This window comes from Arthrobacter sp. C152 (assembly GCF_054890965.1).
In genome coordinates, this window is the sequence record NZ_JBTZSU010000036.1 from 13,714 (window position 1) to 30,116 (window position 16,403).

17 protein-coding genes are annotated in these 16,403 nt (G+C 65.8%); 10 read left to right on the plus strand and 7 right to left on the minus strand.

The window, feature by feature from the left end; translation table 11 throughout:
* Nucleotides 1-6: 6 nt before the first annotated feature.
* Genes ACYSM9_RS18350 through ACYSM9_RS18360 form a run of 3 tightly spaced genes read right to left on the minus strand, consistent with a single transcriptional unit; the run spans nucleotide 7 to nucleotide 2,539 of the window.
* A complete protein-coding gene (locus tag ACYSM9_RS18350) occupies nucleotides 7-1,107 on the minus strand; it encodes an amidohydrolase family protein (protein ID WP_461858389.1) in 1,101 nt (366 codons plus the stop codon).
* Complete coding sequence (locus ACYSM9_RS18355) at nucleotides 1,104-1,976, minus strand: HpcH/HpaI aldolase family protein (protein ID WP_461858390.1); 873 nt, start codon at nucleotides 1,974-1,976, stop codon at nucleotides 1,104-1,106. Before ACYSM9_RS18355 ends, ACYSM9_RS18350 begins: the two co-directional genes overlap by 4 nt.
* Nucleotides 1,976-2,539 carry an SRPBCC family protein gene (locus ACYSM9_RS18360; RefSeq protein ID WP_461858391.1) on the minus strand — a complete coding sequence of 188 codons (564 nt, stop codon included), beginning with the start codon at nucleotides 2,537-2,539 and terminating at the stop codon, nucleotides 1,976-1,978. The genes ACYSM9_RS18355 and ACYSM9_RS18360 overlap by 1 nt, the downstream gene beginning before the upstream one ends.
* Before the next feature lie 287 nt (nucleotides 2,540-2,826).
* Here ACYSM9_RS18360 and ACYSM9_RS18365 point away from each other — a divergent pair, with 287 nt between their 5' ends.
* The 3 genes from ACYSM9_RS18365 to ACYSM9_RS18375 are packed head-to-tail and all read left to right on the plus strand — an operon-like array spanning nucleotide 2,827 to nucleotide 5,437.
* On the plus strand, nucleotides 2,827-3,795 hold the full coding sequence (locus tag ACYSM9_RS18365) for a substrate-binding domain-containing protein (RefSeq protein WP_461858392.1): 969 nt from the start codon (nucleotides 2,827-2,829) through the stop codon (nucleotides 3,793-3,795).
* 26 nt (nucleotides 3,796-3,821) lie between these two features.
* The gene (locus ACYSM9_RS18370; RefSeq protein WP_461858393.1) at nucleotides 3,822-4,676 is read left to right on the plus strand and encodes an amidohydrolase family protein; all 855 of its coding nucleotides are present in this window, start codon (nucleotides 3,822-3,824) and stop codon (nucleotides 4,674-4,676) included.
* A gap of 38 nt (nucleotides 4,677-4,714) precedes the next feature.
* Nucleotides 4,715-5,437 (plus strand): GntR family transcriptional regulator, encoded by a 723-nt coding sequence (locus tag ACYSM9_RS18375; RefSeq protein WP_461858394.1) that lies wholly within the window; start codon nucleotides 4,715-4,717, stop codon nucleotides 5,435-5,437.
* Nucleotides 5,438-6,073: 636 nt separating this feature from the next.
* On the opposite strand, the gene ACYSM9_RS18380 is transcribed toward ACYSM9_RS18375, so the two are convergent.
* Both ACYSM9_RS18380 and ACYSM9_RS18385 read right to left on the minus strand, forming a co-directional pair.
* Nucleotides 6,074-6,676 carry a hypothetical protein gene (locus ACYSM9_RS18380; protein ID WP_461858395.1) on the minus strand — a complete coding sequence of 201 codons (603 nt, stop codon included), beginning with the start codon at nucleotides 6,674-6,676 and terminating at the stop codon, nucleotides 6,074-6,076.
* A 391-nt stretch (nucleotides 6,677-7,067) separates the two neighbouring features.
* On the minus strand, nucleotides 7,068-8,114 hold the full coding sequence (locus ACYSM9_RS18385) for an LLM class flavin-dependent oxidoreductase (protein ID WP_461858396.1): 1,047 nt from the start codon (nucleotides 8,112-8,114) through the stop codon (nucleotides 7,068-7,070).
* A 141-nt stretch (nucleotides 8,115-8,255) separates the two neighbouring features.
* Between ACYSM9_RS18385 and ACYSM9_RS18390 the strand changes: the two genes are divergently transcribed.
* A complete protein-coding gene (locus ACYSM9_RS18390; RefSeq protein WP_461858397.1) occupies nucleotides 8,256-9,236 on the plus strand; it encodes an alpha/beta fold hydrolase in 981 nt (326 codons plus the stop codon).
* Between the two features lie 78 nt (nucleotides 9,237-9,314).
* Here the strand turns inward: ACYSM9_RS18390 and ACYSM9_RS18395 are convergent, their stop codons facing one another.
* Complete coding sequence (locus tag ACYSM9_RS18395; protein WP_461858398.1) at nucleotides 9,315-10,238, minus strand: LysR family transcriptional regulator; 924 nt, start codon at nucleotides 10,236-10,238, stop codon at nucleotides 9,315-9,317.
* Nucleotides 10,239-10,345: 107 nt separating this feature from the next.
* On the opposite strand from ACYSM9_RS18395, the gene ACYSM9_RS18400 reads away from it, so the two are divergent.
* Nucleotides 10,346-10,687, plus strand: a complete 342-nt coding sequence (locus ACYSM9_RS18400; protein WP_461858399.1) for a CBU_0592 family membrane protein — start codon at nucleotides 10,346-10,348, stop codon at nucleotides 10,685-10,687.
* Nucleotides 10,688-10,925: 238 nt separating this feature from the next.
* On the opposite strand, the gene ACYSM9_RS18405 is transcribed toward ACYSM9_RS18400, so the two are convergent.
* Complete coding sequence (locus tag ACYSM9_RS18405) at nucleotides 10,926-11,363, minus strand: alpha/beta fold hydrolase (RefSeq protein ID WP_461858400.1); 438 nt, start codon at nucleotides 11,361-11,363, stop codon at nucleotides 10,926-10,928.
* Between the two features lie 541 nt (nucleotides 11,364-11,904).
* Here ACYSM9_RS18405 and bioB point away from each other — a divergent pair.
* Genes bioB through bioD form a run of 5 tightly spaced genes read left to right on the plus strand, consistent with a single transcriptional unit; the run spans nucleotide 11,905 to nucleotide 16,385 of the window.
* Nucleotides 11,905-12,954: a biotin synthase BioB gene (bioB, locus tag ACYSM9_RS18410; RefSeq protein ID WP_461858415.1), complete on the plus strand. Its 1,050-nt coding sequence runs from the start codon at nucleotides 11,905-11,907 to the stop codon at nucleotides 12,952-12,954.
* Entirely contained in the window at nucleotides 12,951-13,172 is a 222-nt protein-coding gene (bsaP, locus tag ACYSM9_RS18415; protein WP_461858401.1) for a biotin synthase auxiliary protein BsaP, read from the plus strand. The genes bioB and bsaP overlap by 4 nt, the downstream gene beginning before the upstream one ends.
* Nucleotides 13,169-14,518 carry an adenosylmethionine--8-amino-7-oxononanoate transaminase gene (locus tag ACYSM9_RS18420; protein ID WP_461858402.1) on the plus strand — a complete coding sequence of 450 codons (1,350 nt, stop codon included), beginning with the start codon at nucleotides 13,169-13,171 and terminating at the stop codon, nucleotides 14,516-14,518. Before bsaP ends, ACYSM9_RS18420 begins: the two co-directional genes overlap by 4 nt.
* A gap of 8 nt (nucleotides 14,519-14,526) precedes the next feature.
* On the plus strand, nucleotides 14,527-15,711 hold the full coding sequence (locus ACYSM9_RS18425) for an 8-amino-7-oxononanoate synthase (RefSeq protein WP_461858416.1): 1,185 nt from the start codon (nucleotides 14,527-14,529) through the stop codon (nucleotides 15,709-15,711).
* Entirely contained in the window at nucleotides 15,708-16,385 is a 678-nt protein-coding gene (bioD, locus tag ACYSM9_RS18430; protein ID WP_461858403.1) for a dethiobiotin synthase, read from the plus strand. The genes ACYSM9_RS18425 and bioD overlap by 4 nt, the downstream gene beginning before the upstream one ends.
* Nucleotides 16,386-16,403: the final 18 nt, after the last annotated feature.

Here is a 16,403-nt window from a genome sequence, read left to right on the forward strand (position 1 = left end):
TCCTGGTCAGTTGGCTGCTGCGCCGGCGACCACGGGCGCGCCGGTTGTGGATGGGATCTGTCCCCGCTCTTCGAGCCGCTGGCGCAGCCGCGGGAAGACAGTGAGGGCGTTGGATGCAGCGATCGATTCCCGCTGTGCGGGTGCGGCGAAGTCGAGGGAGTCAAGCAGGTAGCGGGTGTCGTCGTAGCGGTGTCCGGAGGCCGGGTCGATCCCCCGGACCGCACCGAGCATCTCGGAGGCGAACAGGATGTTCTTTGAGGGCACCGTGTCGACCAAAAGCTGCAGGCCCCGGGCGCCGTAGACGCAGGTGTCGAAGTACAGGTTGTTACCGATGATGTCGAGCAGGTCACCGCGGCCCTGGTCCTGCATCACGCCCTGGTAGCGGCCCCAGTGGTACGGGACGGCTCCGCCGCCGTGCGGCAGGATGAGCTTCAGATCCGGGAAGTCACGGAAAAGGTCGGACTGGCACAGCTGCATGAACGCTGTCGTGTCGCCGTTGAGGTAGTGGGCGCAGGTGCCGTGTACTGCGGGGTTGGCCGACATGGACGAATGCACCATGGCCGGGACGCCAAGTTCGACCATGGCCTCATACAGCGGGTAGTAGTATCGGTCGGTGATTGGCGGGGCCTGCCAGTAGCCGTCGGAATGGTCGGGGTTGAGGTTGCAGCCGACGAACCCGAGTTCCTCCACGCAGCGGCGCAGTTCCTCGACGGAGACTTCGATGTCGCCGGCCGGGGACTGGGGCAGCTGGCACACGTTGGCGAAGCTGTCGGGAAAGAGCACCGATGCGCGGTGGACCGTGTCGTTGCTGAGCCGGCTCCAGGTGAGGCTGGTTTCCTGGTCACCGTAGTGGTGCGCCATCTTCCCGGCAATCGGGGACAGCAGGGCAAGGTCGATTCCGTGCTGTTCCTGCAGGGCCAGCTGCCCGGTGGTGAGCGCGGCCGCGATTTCGTCATCGGAAATTTCCAGCTCGTCGGCCGACAGGTGCCGGCCGTGCTGCTCGATTTCGATGATCTGGCGGTCGCGCCAGGTCTTCAGGGCATCCGGGACGGTGGTGAAATGGGCGTGGATGTCGATGTACATGGTCTTCTCTGCTCTCCTGGTCATCGGATGGCGGGGGCTTTGGCCACCACGTCGTCGAGGTTCCGGCCGCGGGTAAGACCGGGATAGGTCACGACCGGGGCCGTCATGAGGAACTGATATCCCTTTTCCAGGACCTCGTCGACGTTCCGTTCGGTCACGTGGGGGTGGCCAACGGGCACTCCCCTGGCATTGCAGATTTCGACAACCCGGTCCCGGTAGGCCTGGACGGTGGGGTGCTCGAACTGGCGGGGTACGCCCAGTTCCTGACTCAGGTCTCCCTCTCCGACGAGGATCAAGCCGATGCCCGGTACTGCTTCGAGGATGGTGTCGAGGTTCTCAACGGCCCGGACGCTTTCGATCATGAGCCCGACCAGGATCTCCCCGTGCGGAGCCAACGGCCACACGTCGGCGCGCTTGTAGTACTCGTCTACCGGCACGCCCCAGTAACGGGTGGCCCAGGCGGGGCTGTCGCCGCGCAGGCCGAAAGGTTCACGGCTTTCGTCCTGGTTGATGCTCGGGTACCGGCAGGCTGCCACAGCGTTACGGGCATCTTCGACGGTGTCCACGTGTGGCCAGACGATGCCGTAGGCTCCCAGATCGAGGGCTTGTTTGGCGTGCCACTGTGACCGTTCTCCGCCGTTGGGCGGGATGCGGACCAGCGGTGTCGTTTTGGGCGCCAGTGTGTCGCCTTCGAATATCTGGCGGCGGTCAAGCAGGTACTGCATGGCGTCCTTGAGTTGAGGGACATCCCATGGCTTGTGCTCTGCTTCGAAGAGGAGGGCGTCGTAGCCGGCGTCGCGCACCGCGATAGCTCCTGCGGGGTCAGGTGAGGCGAAGGTGGCGAAGACGCGTTCGCCTTTTTCAAACTTGTCGATGATGCGGTTGAGTCGCATTAGTTCCTGCTTCCTTCCGTGGTGGTTTGCGTCCGTGAGCCAGCACCCCTGAACAAGTTCCCAAGTCGGGATTTCGGCTCAGACTCTGCTTCCGGGAGGCTGTCGCTGTTCGGGTCCAGGCGCGCACAGGTAGTGATGAGGCTTTCGGTGAATGACTTCGTCATGCGGTCGACGACGATCGAGGCCCCGGTGGTGATCAGTGAAGCGAGTGCTCCTCCGATATCGATCTGTCCGTCAAGGAGGACCACCGAGCCCTCCGGTGAGGGCTCGACGCTGTAGTCAGCGTGCCCCTGGACACGGGTCGAACCCCTGCTGTCACTGCCCTTCGCTTCCAGCCGCCCGGCCCGGGCTTCTTCATCAAGGACAAGGTTGGCCCGTGCCTTGAACGCGACTTTGATCGCTGCAAAGCGAACGGCCATCAGCGCGTCAAAGCTACCGTCTTCGTGGAATTCGCCCAGCCGGGAGCCATCGATACAGCCCACAACTTTGTGGGGATCAGAGAGGACGCTCCAGACGACGTCCGGGGGATGGGGAACAGAAACGCGCTGGGAAATGGTGATCACGAAAAAACTCCGGTTCGGTGAGTGGGGTTCTAGTCAGAGGCCAGCCTGCCGTCAGCGGCGGAATGGGGGCGTGAGAAACAACCGCGAAATCATTTTGTATAACAAACTCGACGGTACACCCTCAGGCTACGCTTGTGAAGGGGGACGCAGGCAGCTTCCATCGAAGGCGCATAATCCGCTAAATATAGGGCATTACATCGCCCATGTGCCGCAACAAATGGTTACTGACACGGATGACGCTGTCGTGTTACGGTAGTTGAACTGTATGACAATCAATGGAGATATCGATGGAACAGCTAACCGTCGCCTTGGGCGACTATCCACATTCAGCGGCAGTTCTTGACGGGCGCGCGCCCATTGAGGGCTATGTCGTCAAACCGGTCGAAGTGAAGCCGATCATCGCGGCGTACCGGCGGATGATCCGTGACCTGGAATTCGATGTCTGCGAGCTTGCTCCGGTGTCCTACCTGATGGCGAGGGAGGCCGGGGTGCCGATCACAGCAATCCCCGTCTTCCTCAACCGCCGGTTCCACCAGGGTGATCTTCAGTGCGCACCGGGGTCAGGGGTTGTGGTGCCCAAGGATCTTGAAGGCCGCCGGATCGGCGTCCGTGCCTATTCAGTGAGCACCGGTGTGTGGGGACGGGGCACCCTGCACGAGGACTACGGGGTGGATCTCTCCTCGATCACATGGGTTATCGATGACGATGACCACGTCGAGGGCAAGGTGCCATCGAACGTGGAACGCGTCACGGACGGCCGCTCACTGGGTTCACTGCTGCTGGCCGGTGAGGTGGACGCCGCCTTTACAGGCAACGCGGGCACCGGACGGGCCGGCGCCCCGACTTCCGGATGGGAATCCGCAACCCCTGTCACCGACAGTGGCGAAACCTATCCTCTGTTCCCGGACAGCGCCATCATCGAGCGGGATTCCTACCTGCGGACCGGCATCTATCCACTGCACTCTGTGATCGTTGTCCGCAGCGAACTCGTCGAAAAAGATCCCAGCCTGCCCACAAAGCTTTACGCGGCATTCGCCCAAAGCAAGCAGCTCCAGCTGGACGAAGACCCGACATGGGCCGCCCAGCCACGCCTTGCCAAGCAGTCGCGAATGACCGGCGCGGATCCTGTTCCCTACGGACTCGACAGCAACAAAGCAAGCATCGAAGCACTGCAGCGCTTCAGCCGCGACCAAGGCCTGACCGTTGGAAACCCCGGCGACCCGATCTTCGCAGCCGGAAGCTACCCGGACTGCTGAACAACCCACCACCACGAAGGAGAACCATGGACATCGTCGACAGCCACTGCCATATCCTCGCGTCCGACACAGACACCTACCCCCGCGCCCCACTGGGCGGCCACCAATCCGTCTGGGCCAGCGAACGCCCCGTAACAGCCGAACAACTCCTCCAGCGGATGGATGACACCGGCATCGCCCAAGCCGTCCTGGTACAGGCAACCACCGCCTACGGTTACGACAACAGCTACGTCCTCGATTCAGCGGCCCGCTGGCCCGAACGCTTCGTGGCCGTCGGAACATTCGACCCCCTCGAAGCCGATGCGGCCGGACGGCTGCGGGCAGGCGTCGAACGCGGCCTGGCCGGCGTTCGACTGTTCACCACCGGCAGCACGGTGTCCGAACAGGGTATGTGGTTCGCGGACGAAGCCACCGATGAGTTCTGGGCCGCAGCGAGCGAGGAAAACATTCCCGTCTGCCTGCAGCTGCGCCTTGGGGATGACACAGCCCCCGTCCTCAAAGACCTGCTCTCCCGCCACCCCAAAGCCACGATCCTCCTGGACCACTGCGGGTACCCGGATGTGCGCACCTCCCCCACGAAGGCCGCCAACGACCTCACAGCACTGGCTGGCCATCCCGGTCTCCACCTAAAATTGACCCACCGGACACTGGAAGGCCTTGACGACATAGGAGAACGCGCACGCGATTTCCTGGACCCCGTCATTGAGGCATTCGGTGCCGACAGAATCTCGTGGGGATCCAACTGCCCCGCGGCAGAACAAACACTGAAAGAGCTGCGCGCTCTGGCCGAACGCGTACTGAGTCTGGTATCCCCGGAAAACCGCGCGGGCATTTTCGGCGGCACGACCAGGCGGCTTTACCCGGCCTTGGGCACAACCTGATACATTCGCCACCTGTAACACGGAAAGGGTCACAGCACATGAGTGAGCTAACACCGGTCACCGGCGACCTCTCTTCCACCCGCACCGTTCAGGCTTACGAGGATCTGCGGAACCTCATCATTTCCGGGCATTTCAAACCGAATGCACGCCTGACCGACGCGGAGCTGACGGCCCTGCTGGACGTTTCCCGCGGAACAGTACGTTCCGTGACGACAAAGCTAGTGTCCGAGGGCTATCTCACCAGCGAACCCCACCGGGGTGTGCGTACAAGGATCTTCAGCCTGGAAGAAGCCATCGAGATACTCGAGGCACGGGAAATCCTCGAATCAGCCCTGGCCGACAAGGCCGCCGAGCGGGCCACCGACGAAGAGCTCGAGGAACTCGGGACCATCTGCGAGCAGATGGCCACCGCCGAGTACGACCGCCAGGAAGCCGAATACTCCAACCTGAACAGGCGGTTCCACAAGCTGGTAAGGGATGCAGCCCGGCAGCCCACCCTGTCGGGCTTTACCGACCAGTTGCTCTACGCACTCGTCATGAGGCAGTACAGGAGCCTCACCCGCAAACACCCCCGGCGGGACGCACTCAACGAGCACCGGGCCATCCTGTACGCCCTTCAGACCAGGAACTCGGAAGCAGCAAGCGCCGCCATGCGCCACCACGTCGCCTCCGCACGACGGGCACTGCTTGCGGCTGCCTCGAATGCAGACGGGGTGGAAACGGCGGTACGTGGCGAACGCGGAGACCAAATGTCGGCCTGAGCGGCCCCAACAAAAAGCCGAACGGTAGACCCAAGACCACCGTCGCAGACTACCCGGGCGCGCACATCGGACCCTCTTATGGCATCAAAGGGACAGGCCCGATGTGCGCGCCTCTCCCCTCGTACACGCGATCTTGGGGCACAAGAGCAGCCCAAAGCCCGCTGCTTCCACCCGACGCCCGCAACTACGTTCGACCAGGGATTTCACCATGGACACCACTGCAACGAGCAATGCAAACCTCTACCAAAGCACTGACTGGCGACGCCTCACCGGACGATACGTCGAAATACGACTTGGCAAGCAGCTATATCGTCATGGAATAGTCGACATGGTCATGCCTGACGGATCGGGTCTCTGGCTTGCCGCAGACAACGCACATTCCAGGCAATACCTCGGCAAGAGCGACGGGTACGTACTCTTATCCGACGACTTCTACTCAACCGCTGTCACCTAGTCCCGCCCGATCCCCGCAGACCATGCAGCGTGCGGTACACCAACCTGACATGGGGCACGCAATTTCTGAACGAGCGGGCCGTTAGAGCACAGGGAGCCCCGGCTCCTCGCCGACTGGAGCATTATTCCAGCAGAATATGCGGGCAGGGATCAAGCGATCCCTGCCCGCCTGCTCGTGTTGTGTCAGTGGCCGTGTCCGCCTGTTTCGGTGGCGGTGACTGCGTAGTTGGCGTCGAGTTTGACGGTGGCGTGGGTTCCGTCGGTCTTGGTGATGTGTGCTTCGTAGGCGGCGCTGCCGTCGTCTTCGGTGGTCATCTCGTCCACGGCGGCACCGGCGTTGGCGGCCAGGACGGCGGCCTTGACCTTGTCAGCCGTGTCGCCGGTCAGGGCGGTTTCGTTGCTGTTGCCGTGGTGTCCATGGCCTTCCGGGCCACCTGTTTCGGTGGCAGTGACTGCGTAGTTGGCGTCGAGTTTGACGGTGGCATGGGTCCCGTCGGTCTTGGTGATGTGTGCTTCGTAGGCGGCACTGCCGTCGTCTTCGGTGGTCATCTCGTCCACGGTGGCACCGGCGTTGGCGGCCAGGACGGCGGCCTTGACCTTGTCAGCCGTATCGCCGGTCAGGGCGGTTTCGTTTCCGTGGGTGTGGCTGTTCGGTGCCGTGCTGCTGGTGGACGAGTCAGTGGTCGTGGCAGCGTTGGCGGGCAACGCCGCGGCCGTCAGGGCCCCTCCTCCGATGATGGCGCCGAGCAGGGCCGCGCCGGCAGCGATTTTTCGGACCTGATTCATGGTCGTGCTCCTTGTGCGTCGTGACCACCACGTGCTCGAGGTAGTAAGACCATCCTGAGACGCGGTCCTTTTGCAGCACTGTCGCCTTGCTGTGCCATCCCTGTGACTGAAGTGGCATGTGGGCCAGTGATACGGGAGGCAACCTCTGGGACGCCATCACAGATCCAACGCCAGGGACAGCTCGCCAGCCTGACGTACACCCCAACCTGACGTCAGGTCGGGGTGTACTGAGCCGTCAGAATAGGGTCCGTTAGGCATTTATCGGACGGAGCCGCTGAACAGTCTTAGATTCAAATCTGACAACAATGCGCCGCTGGAAATGCTCGGCAAGCGAAGACGCCGCACCGTGCCGGGGATGCCACCGGCAGGCCGTCCCAATCGCGAACCAGTTCTACATCGGACTGACTTTCGAAGGCGTCCACCCCAACGCCGGCCCCAGCTTCCCGGCAATGTCCGTCAGGATCTGGACGTAGTCCTCGTGGTCGAAGCTGAAGGGCAGCGCGAAAGCCGCCTCGTCCACCTCCTGGAAACCAGCGTGCGCGTACAGTTGCTCAGCGATCTCGTCGCTCGTCCCGATCAGATCTGGAGCGAACATCATGCCCCGCGGCCCCTGCGGCGCAGCAGTCCGGGGAGTGCGTTCATCCACGTACCGCTGGTACTTCTCCCGCTGGGCCGGGGTCGCGGAGTCGGTTGGGATCACCACCAGGCCCTGCGAAACCCGCGCCCCAGTATGCCCAGAGACCAAAGCAGCCTCCCGGAATGCCCGGATCTGCGACTGCTGGACCAGGGCAAAGTCCGGTTCCTGCCCCTTCTCGGGGAAGATCACGCTGCTGGAAAGCAAATTGAAGCCATGAGCACCCGCCCACACCGCTGACTTCGTGCTGCCGGCCCCGTACCACAGGCGTTCCCGCAGGCCCGCGGAAAAAGGCTCCACCCGGTTGGAAAACTCCTCCACCACGCCCTGCTTGCCCGAAAACTCCCGCACACGCTCCCCCGCCACCAACCGCGCAAACCGCTCCACCCGGCCGTAGCTGAAGTCCTCCACGTCCGCCGTGTCCGGGTACAGCTCATGCTTCACCGTGTCGTACTGCATCGGCTCCCCCACGCTGACCCCCGGGTTGATCCGCCCGCCGGACAGCAGGTCCACGGTGGCCAGGTCCTCCGCCAGGCGCAGCGGGTTCTCCCACCCCAGCGGCGTCACGGCCGTACCCAGCTCAATCCGGGAGGTCCGCTGACTGGCGGCAGCCATCACCGCCACGGGCGAGGAAATCCCGAACTGCAGGTGCCGGTGGCGCAGCCAGGCACTGTCGAACCCCAGCCGCTCCCCCAGTTCGATGATCTGCAGCGTGGACTCATGCCCCGCGGCCGGATTAGCGGGATCGAACAGCCCAATGGTGAGGAACCCCAGCTTGCGCAGGGGATGTTCGGGACGCGGCATCGGTTTCCTTCAAAGCGGGGGCGTGGCTGGTTTCAGACTAGGCGGAAGCCCCATGGATGAACCAGCAATCATTGACGACTATGACGGCACTGTGATTAGGCTCGCCGAGAGCCGGCGACGGCGCCGGCAGGGGAGGAATACATGTCATTGCAGGAAATCGAGTTCACATCCGCCAACGGCCGGGACACCATCCAGGCGTGGGTCTACGAACCCATCGGACAACCCGAGGCGATCGTGCAGCTGATCCACGGCCTCGGCGAGCACTCCCGCCGCTACCTCCACCTCATCTCCACCCTGGTGGACGCGGGGTTCATCGTGGTGGCGGGCGACCACTCCGGACACGGGCGCACGGCGATGCAGCAGGGCACCTGGGGTGACGCCGGTGAGGATGCCGCCAAGGTGGTGGTCGCGGATGAGGCCACCCTCCAGGCCAAAGCGAGGGAGGCCCTCCCCGATCTCCCGTACGTCGTGTTCGGCCACAGCTGGGGATCGATGATCGCCCGCGGCCTGGCCGTCGATCCGCGCGCACAGCTGGCCGGCCTGGTCCTCTGCGGCATCGCCGCCCAGATGCGCGGCATCGAGACGATGATCAACCGGCCCGAACTCGCACGGCTTGCCTCCGGCGAGCGCGCCGCGGAACCCGCACCCCAGGAACTGGTGGCCCAGCTGTTCGACGGCTTCCTGGGCCGCCTCGGCGAAGGTGCCGGCCCCACCGCCTGGGTGGCGCTGGACGCCGACGTCGTCGCCGACCACGGCCGGGACCCCTTCAACAACTTCGGCGCACCCCTGAGCGCCCGGTTCCTCCAGGGCTTCGTGGACCTCTACGACCAGGTCACCTCCGACGACTGGTACAAACAACTCCCCGCTGACCTGCCCGTCCTGATCCTCGCCGGCGACCAGGACCCGGTGACCAACTACGGTGAAGGCGCCTACCACGTGGCCAACCGGCTGGCCGATTCGGGCCACGCCGACGTCCGCACCCGCGTCTTCCCGGGCGTCCGGCACGAGGTGCACAACGAACCAACCACACGGGCAGAAACGGAACGCGAGACGGTCGAGTTCATCCAGCGCGTCGCGCAGCGGCAGGACTCCCCTGCGCCCACACCGCCAGCTGCACGCTGACGGTCCCCGGCTAAGGAGCCCCCGCAGCAAAGTACGACGGCGGCACTCGCCCCGCCGCCGTCGTCGAACCTTCCAGCGTCAGGAGGCGGACCGCGTGTCGAACGCGGCCGCGGATTCCCGCAGCAGGCGGGCCACGGTGTCCACAGGCAGGCTGGTCGGCCGGCGCCGGTCAAAGCGGCGCAGCACGATGCGCCGCGTTCCCAGGCCGGGAACGTCCAGTACTTCCACCCCATCCTGGACGACGCCGGCCAAGGCCAGGGTCGGCACGATGGCGACGCCCTCGCCAGCTGCGACCAGGGCGAGCGCGGTCAGGGTGTCGGCGTACTGGTGCACGGTCTCCACCGGGGAACCCGTGGACCGGCCCAGCCGTCCCAGCACCGAGACGTTGGCTGCCGACGGCTCGGCTCCCAGCCACGGCAGCGGCAGGCGGCCAAGGTCGATGGTCTCGGTGGAGAGCAGGGCTCCGGACGGGACCACGAGTCTCCACGGCTCGTCCAGGAGCGGCTCCTCGATCAGGCCTGCGGCAAGGCCGCGCTGGTCGGAAGTCGTTGAGTCCAGTTCGACGACGACGGCGTCGAGCTGGCGCTGGCGCAGCAGCCGCATCAGGACCGGGTAGTCGTCCTCCACGACGTGGATCTGCAGCTGGGGGTACTGCGTGCGCCACTGCCGAAGATGGGGAATCACCACTGTCCGCAAGAAGCTGGTGAAGCCGCCAACCCGGACGACGCCGGCCACCTGCGCTCCTCCCTCGAGGCGGGCGAGGGCCACGCTAAGTGCCCGCTCAATCTCTTCGCCGGCCTCGGCAATCGCCAGGCCGGCGGGAGTCAGCACCGAGCCCTTGGGGGTACGGACAACCAGGGCGTGCCCCGTTTCGTCCTCCAGCCGGTTCAGCTGCTGGGACACTGCGGACGCCGTAATCCCCAGTTCATCGGCGGCCGCGAGGACGCCGCCGGTACGGGCAACAGCGAGAAGAACGCGCACGCGGCGCGGATCCAGGTCCATGTTAAGTAGTTCTAAACCATACCTGCAGAAAAATTCAATTGAACTTAAGCAGCAGTCAGCCCCACCATGGCAAGTGAAGCTGCAGGCACAATCACTGGAAGGACATCATGGAACTGCTGTGGGAAGTTGCTGGTTGGGGCGGTGCCGTAGCGATTCTCGGCGCATTCATGGGGGTCTCCATGGGGTGGATGAAGGCCGGCAGGGCCTTCCAGGCCGCGAACCTCGTAGGGGCCTGCGCGTTCATCATCAACAGCGCGTTTCACGGGGCGTGGCCGTCCGTTGTCAGCAACGTTGCCTGGCTCCTTATCTCCGCCGTTGCGCTGTACCGGATGCGGGCGCCGCGCCAACCGGCGGTCCGCGAGGCCGCCCCGGCGCCACATCCGAGTGCTCCCTTGACCACCAGTCCGCTCGCCGTCGTCGAACCGCCGCGGACGGCCAACTGCGCCTGAGCCGGACAACCCTTGCCTGGGGCTTGGGCACAATCTTGAGTGAAACTTGCGCCGGCGGTGGGCCGGGATTTGGGAAGCGGCCCTAGAGTTGTCGCCAAGATCCTGCTGCTGGGGCAGGGCCTTACCAAATGGGAACAGGGCCGGCGGCCATGGCATCCAGGAGACCGAGGATGCCGCCCCCCAAGAGCCGCCGGCCCTGACCCCCTTTCGGGCCCGCGGCCAGTGCCTCGCTGCCCGCTTACTTCACGCCCAGCGCCCGCCGTGCGGCGGCGACGAAAGCCGCGGGATCATCGATCCAGGGAAAATGCCCCGCCCCCGGTACCACGTGCAGATCCGCCGATGGAAAAAGGCCCGTGAGCTGCCGCGCGGCCTCCAGCGGCAACGCCAGGTCAAGGCCGCCGGCGATGATCGTCACGGGCGCCCCCAGCACTGCGAGCGCAGCCCTGGTTGCCGGTGGATCGAACGCTTCGCCCGCTGAAAAGGCCGCTGCGGGAACGAGGTGCCGGGCGGCGTTCATCCTGGCCTCAAAGTCTTCCGCTGACTTGTTCCACCGGCCGTAACTGAACGGGGCGATCGCATCCCAATCCGCGTCCGCTGTGGCTCCGGCCTGGATCCGGCGCAGCGCTGCCGCCGCATATTCGTACCACGGCTCGGCCGCACGGGTTGAAGCGTTCAAGGCCGAGGTGCAGCCGCAGTGCCTCCAGGTCGCTGACGATGCTGTCGCACCGGTAGGCGGCGGCGTTGCTCTCCGTCTCACCCGCACTTCCCGGCGGATTGAACATCACCAGTTCAGCATGTCCGGACAGTCCGCCGAGCTCAGCCAGGTAGGCGGCTGAAAGCAGCGGACCACCGGGGACGCAGACGAGGGGCGTTCCCTCCCCCAAGCGGACGTAACCCAGGGAAGTATTGCGGGAAGTGGTAAACGAATTCATGGGGCACCTTCGTGGATCGTGCCGCGCAAGCCGGGACCGGGCCTCACCGCGTGGGCAGTGAGCGCGAGGCCGAGGGCTGGCGCGTCCAGTGGACTGTCGCAGTAACCGGACTCACCTCCTCAAGCAGCCTCGTATTCGTCGTGCAACGATACCAATCAAGCGGCTCGCCGCAACAAGGCAGGGGCACTGCGGCTTGTTGAACCCCTACAAAATCAGGCCCATGATCGAGCACTAGCGTCTGCTGTGAGGAATTTATCCGGCAAGCGCAGAGGACCAATGATGACGATGCAGGCGGGCGGAACAACAAACGCGGGCCCCACAACCACTTACGAAGAAGCTGGCTACGACATCCTTGAAACAGCCCGGCGGCAGGTCCTTGAGGATGGCATCGGCCTGGCGCAGGCCCAGCTCGAAGAGGTCCTCCGGCTTCCCGGCGACGCCCTCCCCGCCGCCCTCGAACTGGCCCACCAGGTCCGGCTCCGCCACTGCGGCGAGGACGTGGAAGTGGAGGGCATCATCTCCATCAAGACCGGCGGTTGCCCGGAGGACTGCCACTTCTGCAGCCAGTCCGGCGTCTTCGACAGCCCGGTGCGGGGGGTCTGGCTGGACATCCCCGAACTCGTCAAGGCCGCGAAGGAAACGGCGGCAACCGGCGCCACCGAATTCTGCATCGTCGCTGCAGTCCGCGGCCCCGACATCAAGCTCATGAACCAGATCAAGTTCGCCATCGACCGCATCCGGGAAGAAGTGGACATCAATATCGCCTGCTCCCTCGGCATGCTCACCCAGCGGCAGGTGGACCAGCTCGCCAGCTGGGGCGTCCACCGGTACAACCACAACCTCGAAACAGCGCGCAGCTACTTCCCCGAGGTGGTCACCACGCACACTTACGAGGAGCGGCTGGAAACCTGCGCCATGGTCAAGGACGCCGGCATGGAACTGTGCTGCGGCGCCCTGATCGGCATGGGCGAAAGCCTGGAACAGCGGGCCGAACTCGCGGCCCAGCTCGCCGCACTCGAACCCCACGAAGTGCCGCTTAACTTCCTCAACCCCCGCCCCGGCACCCCGCTGGAAAACCAGGGCATCATGGACGGCAAGGACGCCCTCCGCGCCATCGCCGCCTTCCGCCTGGCCATGCCCCGCACCGTGCTCCGCTACGCCGGCGGCCGCGAACTCACCCTCGGCGACCTGGGCACCCGGGAAGGTCTGCTCGGCGGCATCAACGCCGTCATCATCGGCAACTACCTCACCACCCTCGGCCGCCCCGCCACCGCCGACCTGAACCTGCTCGTGGACCTCAACATGCCCATCAAGGAACTCCAGAAGACGCTATGAGCTCCGTTTCGCTCCCCGTCGGGGACTTTTGCGGGCACTGCGGTGAGGCGTACGACGGCGGCGACGGCCCGCCGTCGTACGCCCACCAACGCTGCGCCAAGCTTTTGGCCCTGGAACCGCCGCGGTACTGCACCGCTTGCGGCCGCCGGATGAAAGTCCAGGTGACACCCCTGGGCTGGGCGGCCGGGTGCTCCCGCCATGGGGTGCGAACATCATGAGCGGCGGGAGCGTGATCGAGCGCGACCGGGCACGGCTGTGGCATCCCTACGCGCCGGCGTCCACGGACCTCCCGCTGTGGGAGGTGGAGGCGGCCGGCGGCGTCAGGCTGCGGCTTCGCGCCGAGGACGGCACGCGCCACGAGGTGGTGGATGCGATGTCCTCGTGGTGGTCGGTAATCCACGGCTACCGCAACCCGGTGCTGGATGCCGCAGTAAAGCGGCAGCTGCAGAGCTTCAGCCACGTGATGTTCGGCGGCCTGACCCACGCCCCGGCGGTTGAGCTGGCGGAGCGTCTGGTGGACATGGCCCCGGCAGCGCCCGGGCAGCCGCGCCTGGAGCGGGTATTCCTGGCCGACTCGGGATCGGTTGCCGTGGAAGTCGCGCTCAAGCTGGCCGTACAGTTCCAGACTGCCTCCGGGCACCCGAACCGGCAACGTTTCCTGAGTATCCGTGGCGGGTACCACGGCGACACGTTCGCGGCGATGGGCGTTTGCGATCCCGTGGACGGCATGCACTCGGCGTTCCCTGGCTTGCTCGCCGGCAACATCTTTGCGCCCCGTCCCCCGGCCGCGGCGTCAGCAACGCCGGAATCCATTCGGGTCTGGGCGGCCGAGCTGATGGAGACCGCGGCTGCGCATGCCGGGCAGCTCGCCGCGATTATCGTCGAACCGGTCCTGCAGGGGGCCGGTGGCATGCACGCCTACCCCCCGGAGTGCCTGTCAGTGCTGCGGCAAGTGGCGGACCGGTCCGGGCTGCTTCTGATCTTCGACGAGATCGCTACCGGTTTCGGGCGGACCGGCGAGCTGTTCGCGGCCGATCATGCCGGCGTGGTGCCGGACATCACGTGCGTGGGCAAGGCCCTGACCGGCGGCTACCTGACCCTCGCAGCGGTGCTCTGCACGGCAGAAGTGGCGGCCACCGTTTCTGGCGGCGAGGCCGGAGCGCTCCTGCACGGCCCTACATTCATGGGCAACCCGCTCGCCTGCGCCGTTGCCAACGCGGCCCTCGGCATCATCGACGATGGCGGATGGCGGGCAGACGTGGCACGCATCAGCGCGCGACTGGAATCCGGGCTGGCACCCGCCCGTGGCCTGGCGGTGGTACGGGACGTCCGTACCATCGGAGCCGTGGGGGTTATCGAAATGCACGACGCCGTGGACGTAGCCGCGGTCACCGCTGCCGCGGTCAGGCATGGAGTTTGGGTGCGGCCGTTCCGGAACCTCGTCTACACCATGCCTCCGTACATCAGCACCGCCGCAGACATTGACCGGATCGCTTCGGCAATGACGGCCGCCGTCGCCGAAATCCACGGCCGCATACCGGCGCCATCCCGAGGTCCTGCATGAGCACCTCCATGATTCAGTGGCTGGAGGGGCAGGCGGCCATCCGGGAGCGCCGCGGCCTGGTCCGGACACTGCGCCCCCGCACCCCGGACGAACAGTTCATCGACCTCGCCAGCAACGACTACCTGGGCCTTGCCGCGGACAGCCGGGTTACCGGGGCGGCCGCGGACGCCGCGCTGGCGTGGGGCGCAGGGGCCACCTCGTCACGCCTGGTCGCAGGCACCACACAAGTGCACCTGGACCTTGAACAGGAACTGGCGGCGCTGGCCGGGATGGAAGCCTCGCTCGTGTTCTCCTCGGGCTACATGGCCAACCTTGGGATCTTGACAGCCCTGGGCGGTCCGGGGACCCTGATCGTGGCCGATGAACACTGCCACGCGTCAATGATCGATGGTTTCCGGCTCAGCCGCTCCCGCACCGAAACGTTCACCCACAACAGCGTCCAGGATGCCCGCCGGCTGCTCGCCGGCCGGTCCGAGCCGCGGGCGCTGATCGCCGTCGAATCCGTTTACAGCGTCCTCGGCGACGAAGCCCCCTTGGGCGCGCTGCTGTCCCTGGCCGAGGAGCACGATGCAGTGCTGCTCATCGATGAAGCGCACAGCCTGGGCGTCACCGGCACCGGCCAGTTCGAGGGCCGAGGCGCTGTGGCCGGAACCAGACTGGCCGGACATCCCAGCGTGATCGTGACAGCAACACTGTCCAAGGCGCTGGGCAGCCAGGGCGGGGCGGTGCTGGGATCAGGGCTGCTCCGGGAGCACCTTGTCAACCGGGCACGCACCTTCATCTTCGACACCGGTCTGGCCCCCGCCGCCGCGGCCGCAGCCCTGGCCGCAGCGCGGATCATCAGGGACGAACCATGGCGGGCCCAAGCAGTGCGCAACAACGCGGCAGCGCTCACAGCCGGACTCGCACCAAGCGTGGCGGCACTTGGCGGGCCAGCCGCCGTGGCGGGCGGGCGGACGGCGCCCATGCAGGCCACGGGAGCGGTGCAGTCCATCCCCATGCCGTCGGTTGAATCGGCGCTGGCAGTAACGGCGGCAGCCCGGGCTGCAGGCGTCCGCATCGGCTGCTTCCGCCCGCCGTCGGTCCCCGATGGCATTCCCCGGCTGCGGCTCACCGCCCGCGCAACCCTGACACCCAAGGACATCGACGACAGCTGCGCAGCGCTGAGCCGCATCCTGGAGGAACTCCCATGAACCTGCCCGCGATCATCCTCGTCACCGGAACGGACACAGGGGTCGGAAAGACCATTACGACGGCGGCCCTCGCCGCCGTCCTGCAGAAGGCGGGCCGCAGCGTCGCGGTCTACAAACCGTGCCAATCAGGAGCCGCCGACGGCGACTCCGACACCGCCGAAATTGCCCGGCTCGCCGGACCCTTGACAGCCGAAACAGGGGTAACCCTGCAGGAGCCGCTCGCACCTGTCGCCGCTGCAGCCGCCGAAGGAACACCCCTGCCAGGACTGGCGCTGCACGCAGACCGCATACGCAGGCTCGCCGCATCGCACCAGCACGTCCTGGTCGAGGGCGCAGGCGGGCTGCTCGTGGAATTGGATTCCGACGGCCGCACCTTGGCTGACCTCGGATCCCACCTGGCGGCGGCCTTCGTGCTCGTTGCCCGTCCGGGGCTGGGAACACTGAACCACACCGTGCTGACCCTCGAAGCACTCGCCGTACGGAACCTGCATGTCATCGGGGTGGTGCTCGGAAGCTGGCCAAGTAGCCCCAGCCTGGTGCACCACAGCAACCGGCAGGTCCTCGGAGCACTGCGCGTACCCTTCCTCGGCGCCGTCCCCGAGGGGGCCGCAGAACTGTCCCCGGCAGATTTCCGGGCAGGCGCCGCTGGCTGGCTTGACGGACCCACGGCGTGAACCGGGCGCCAACACCGG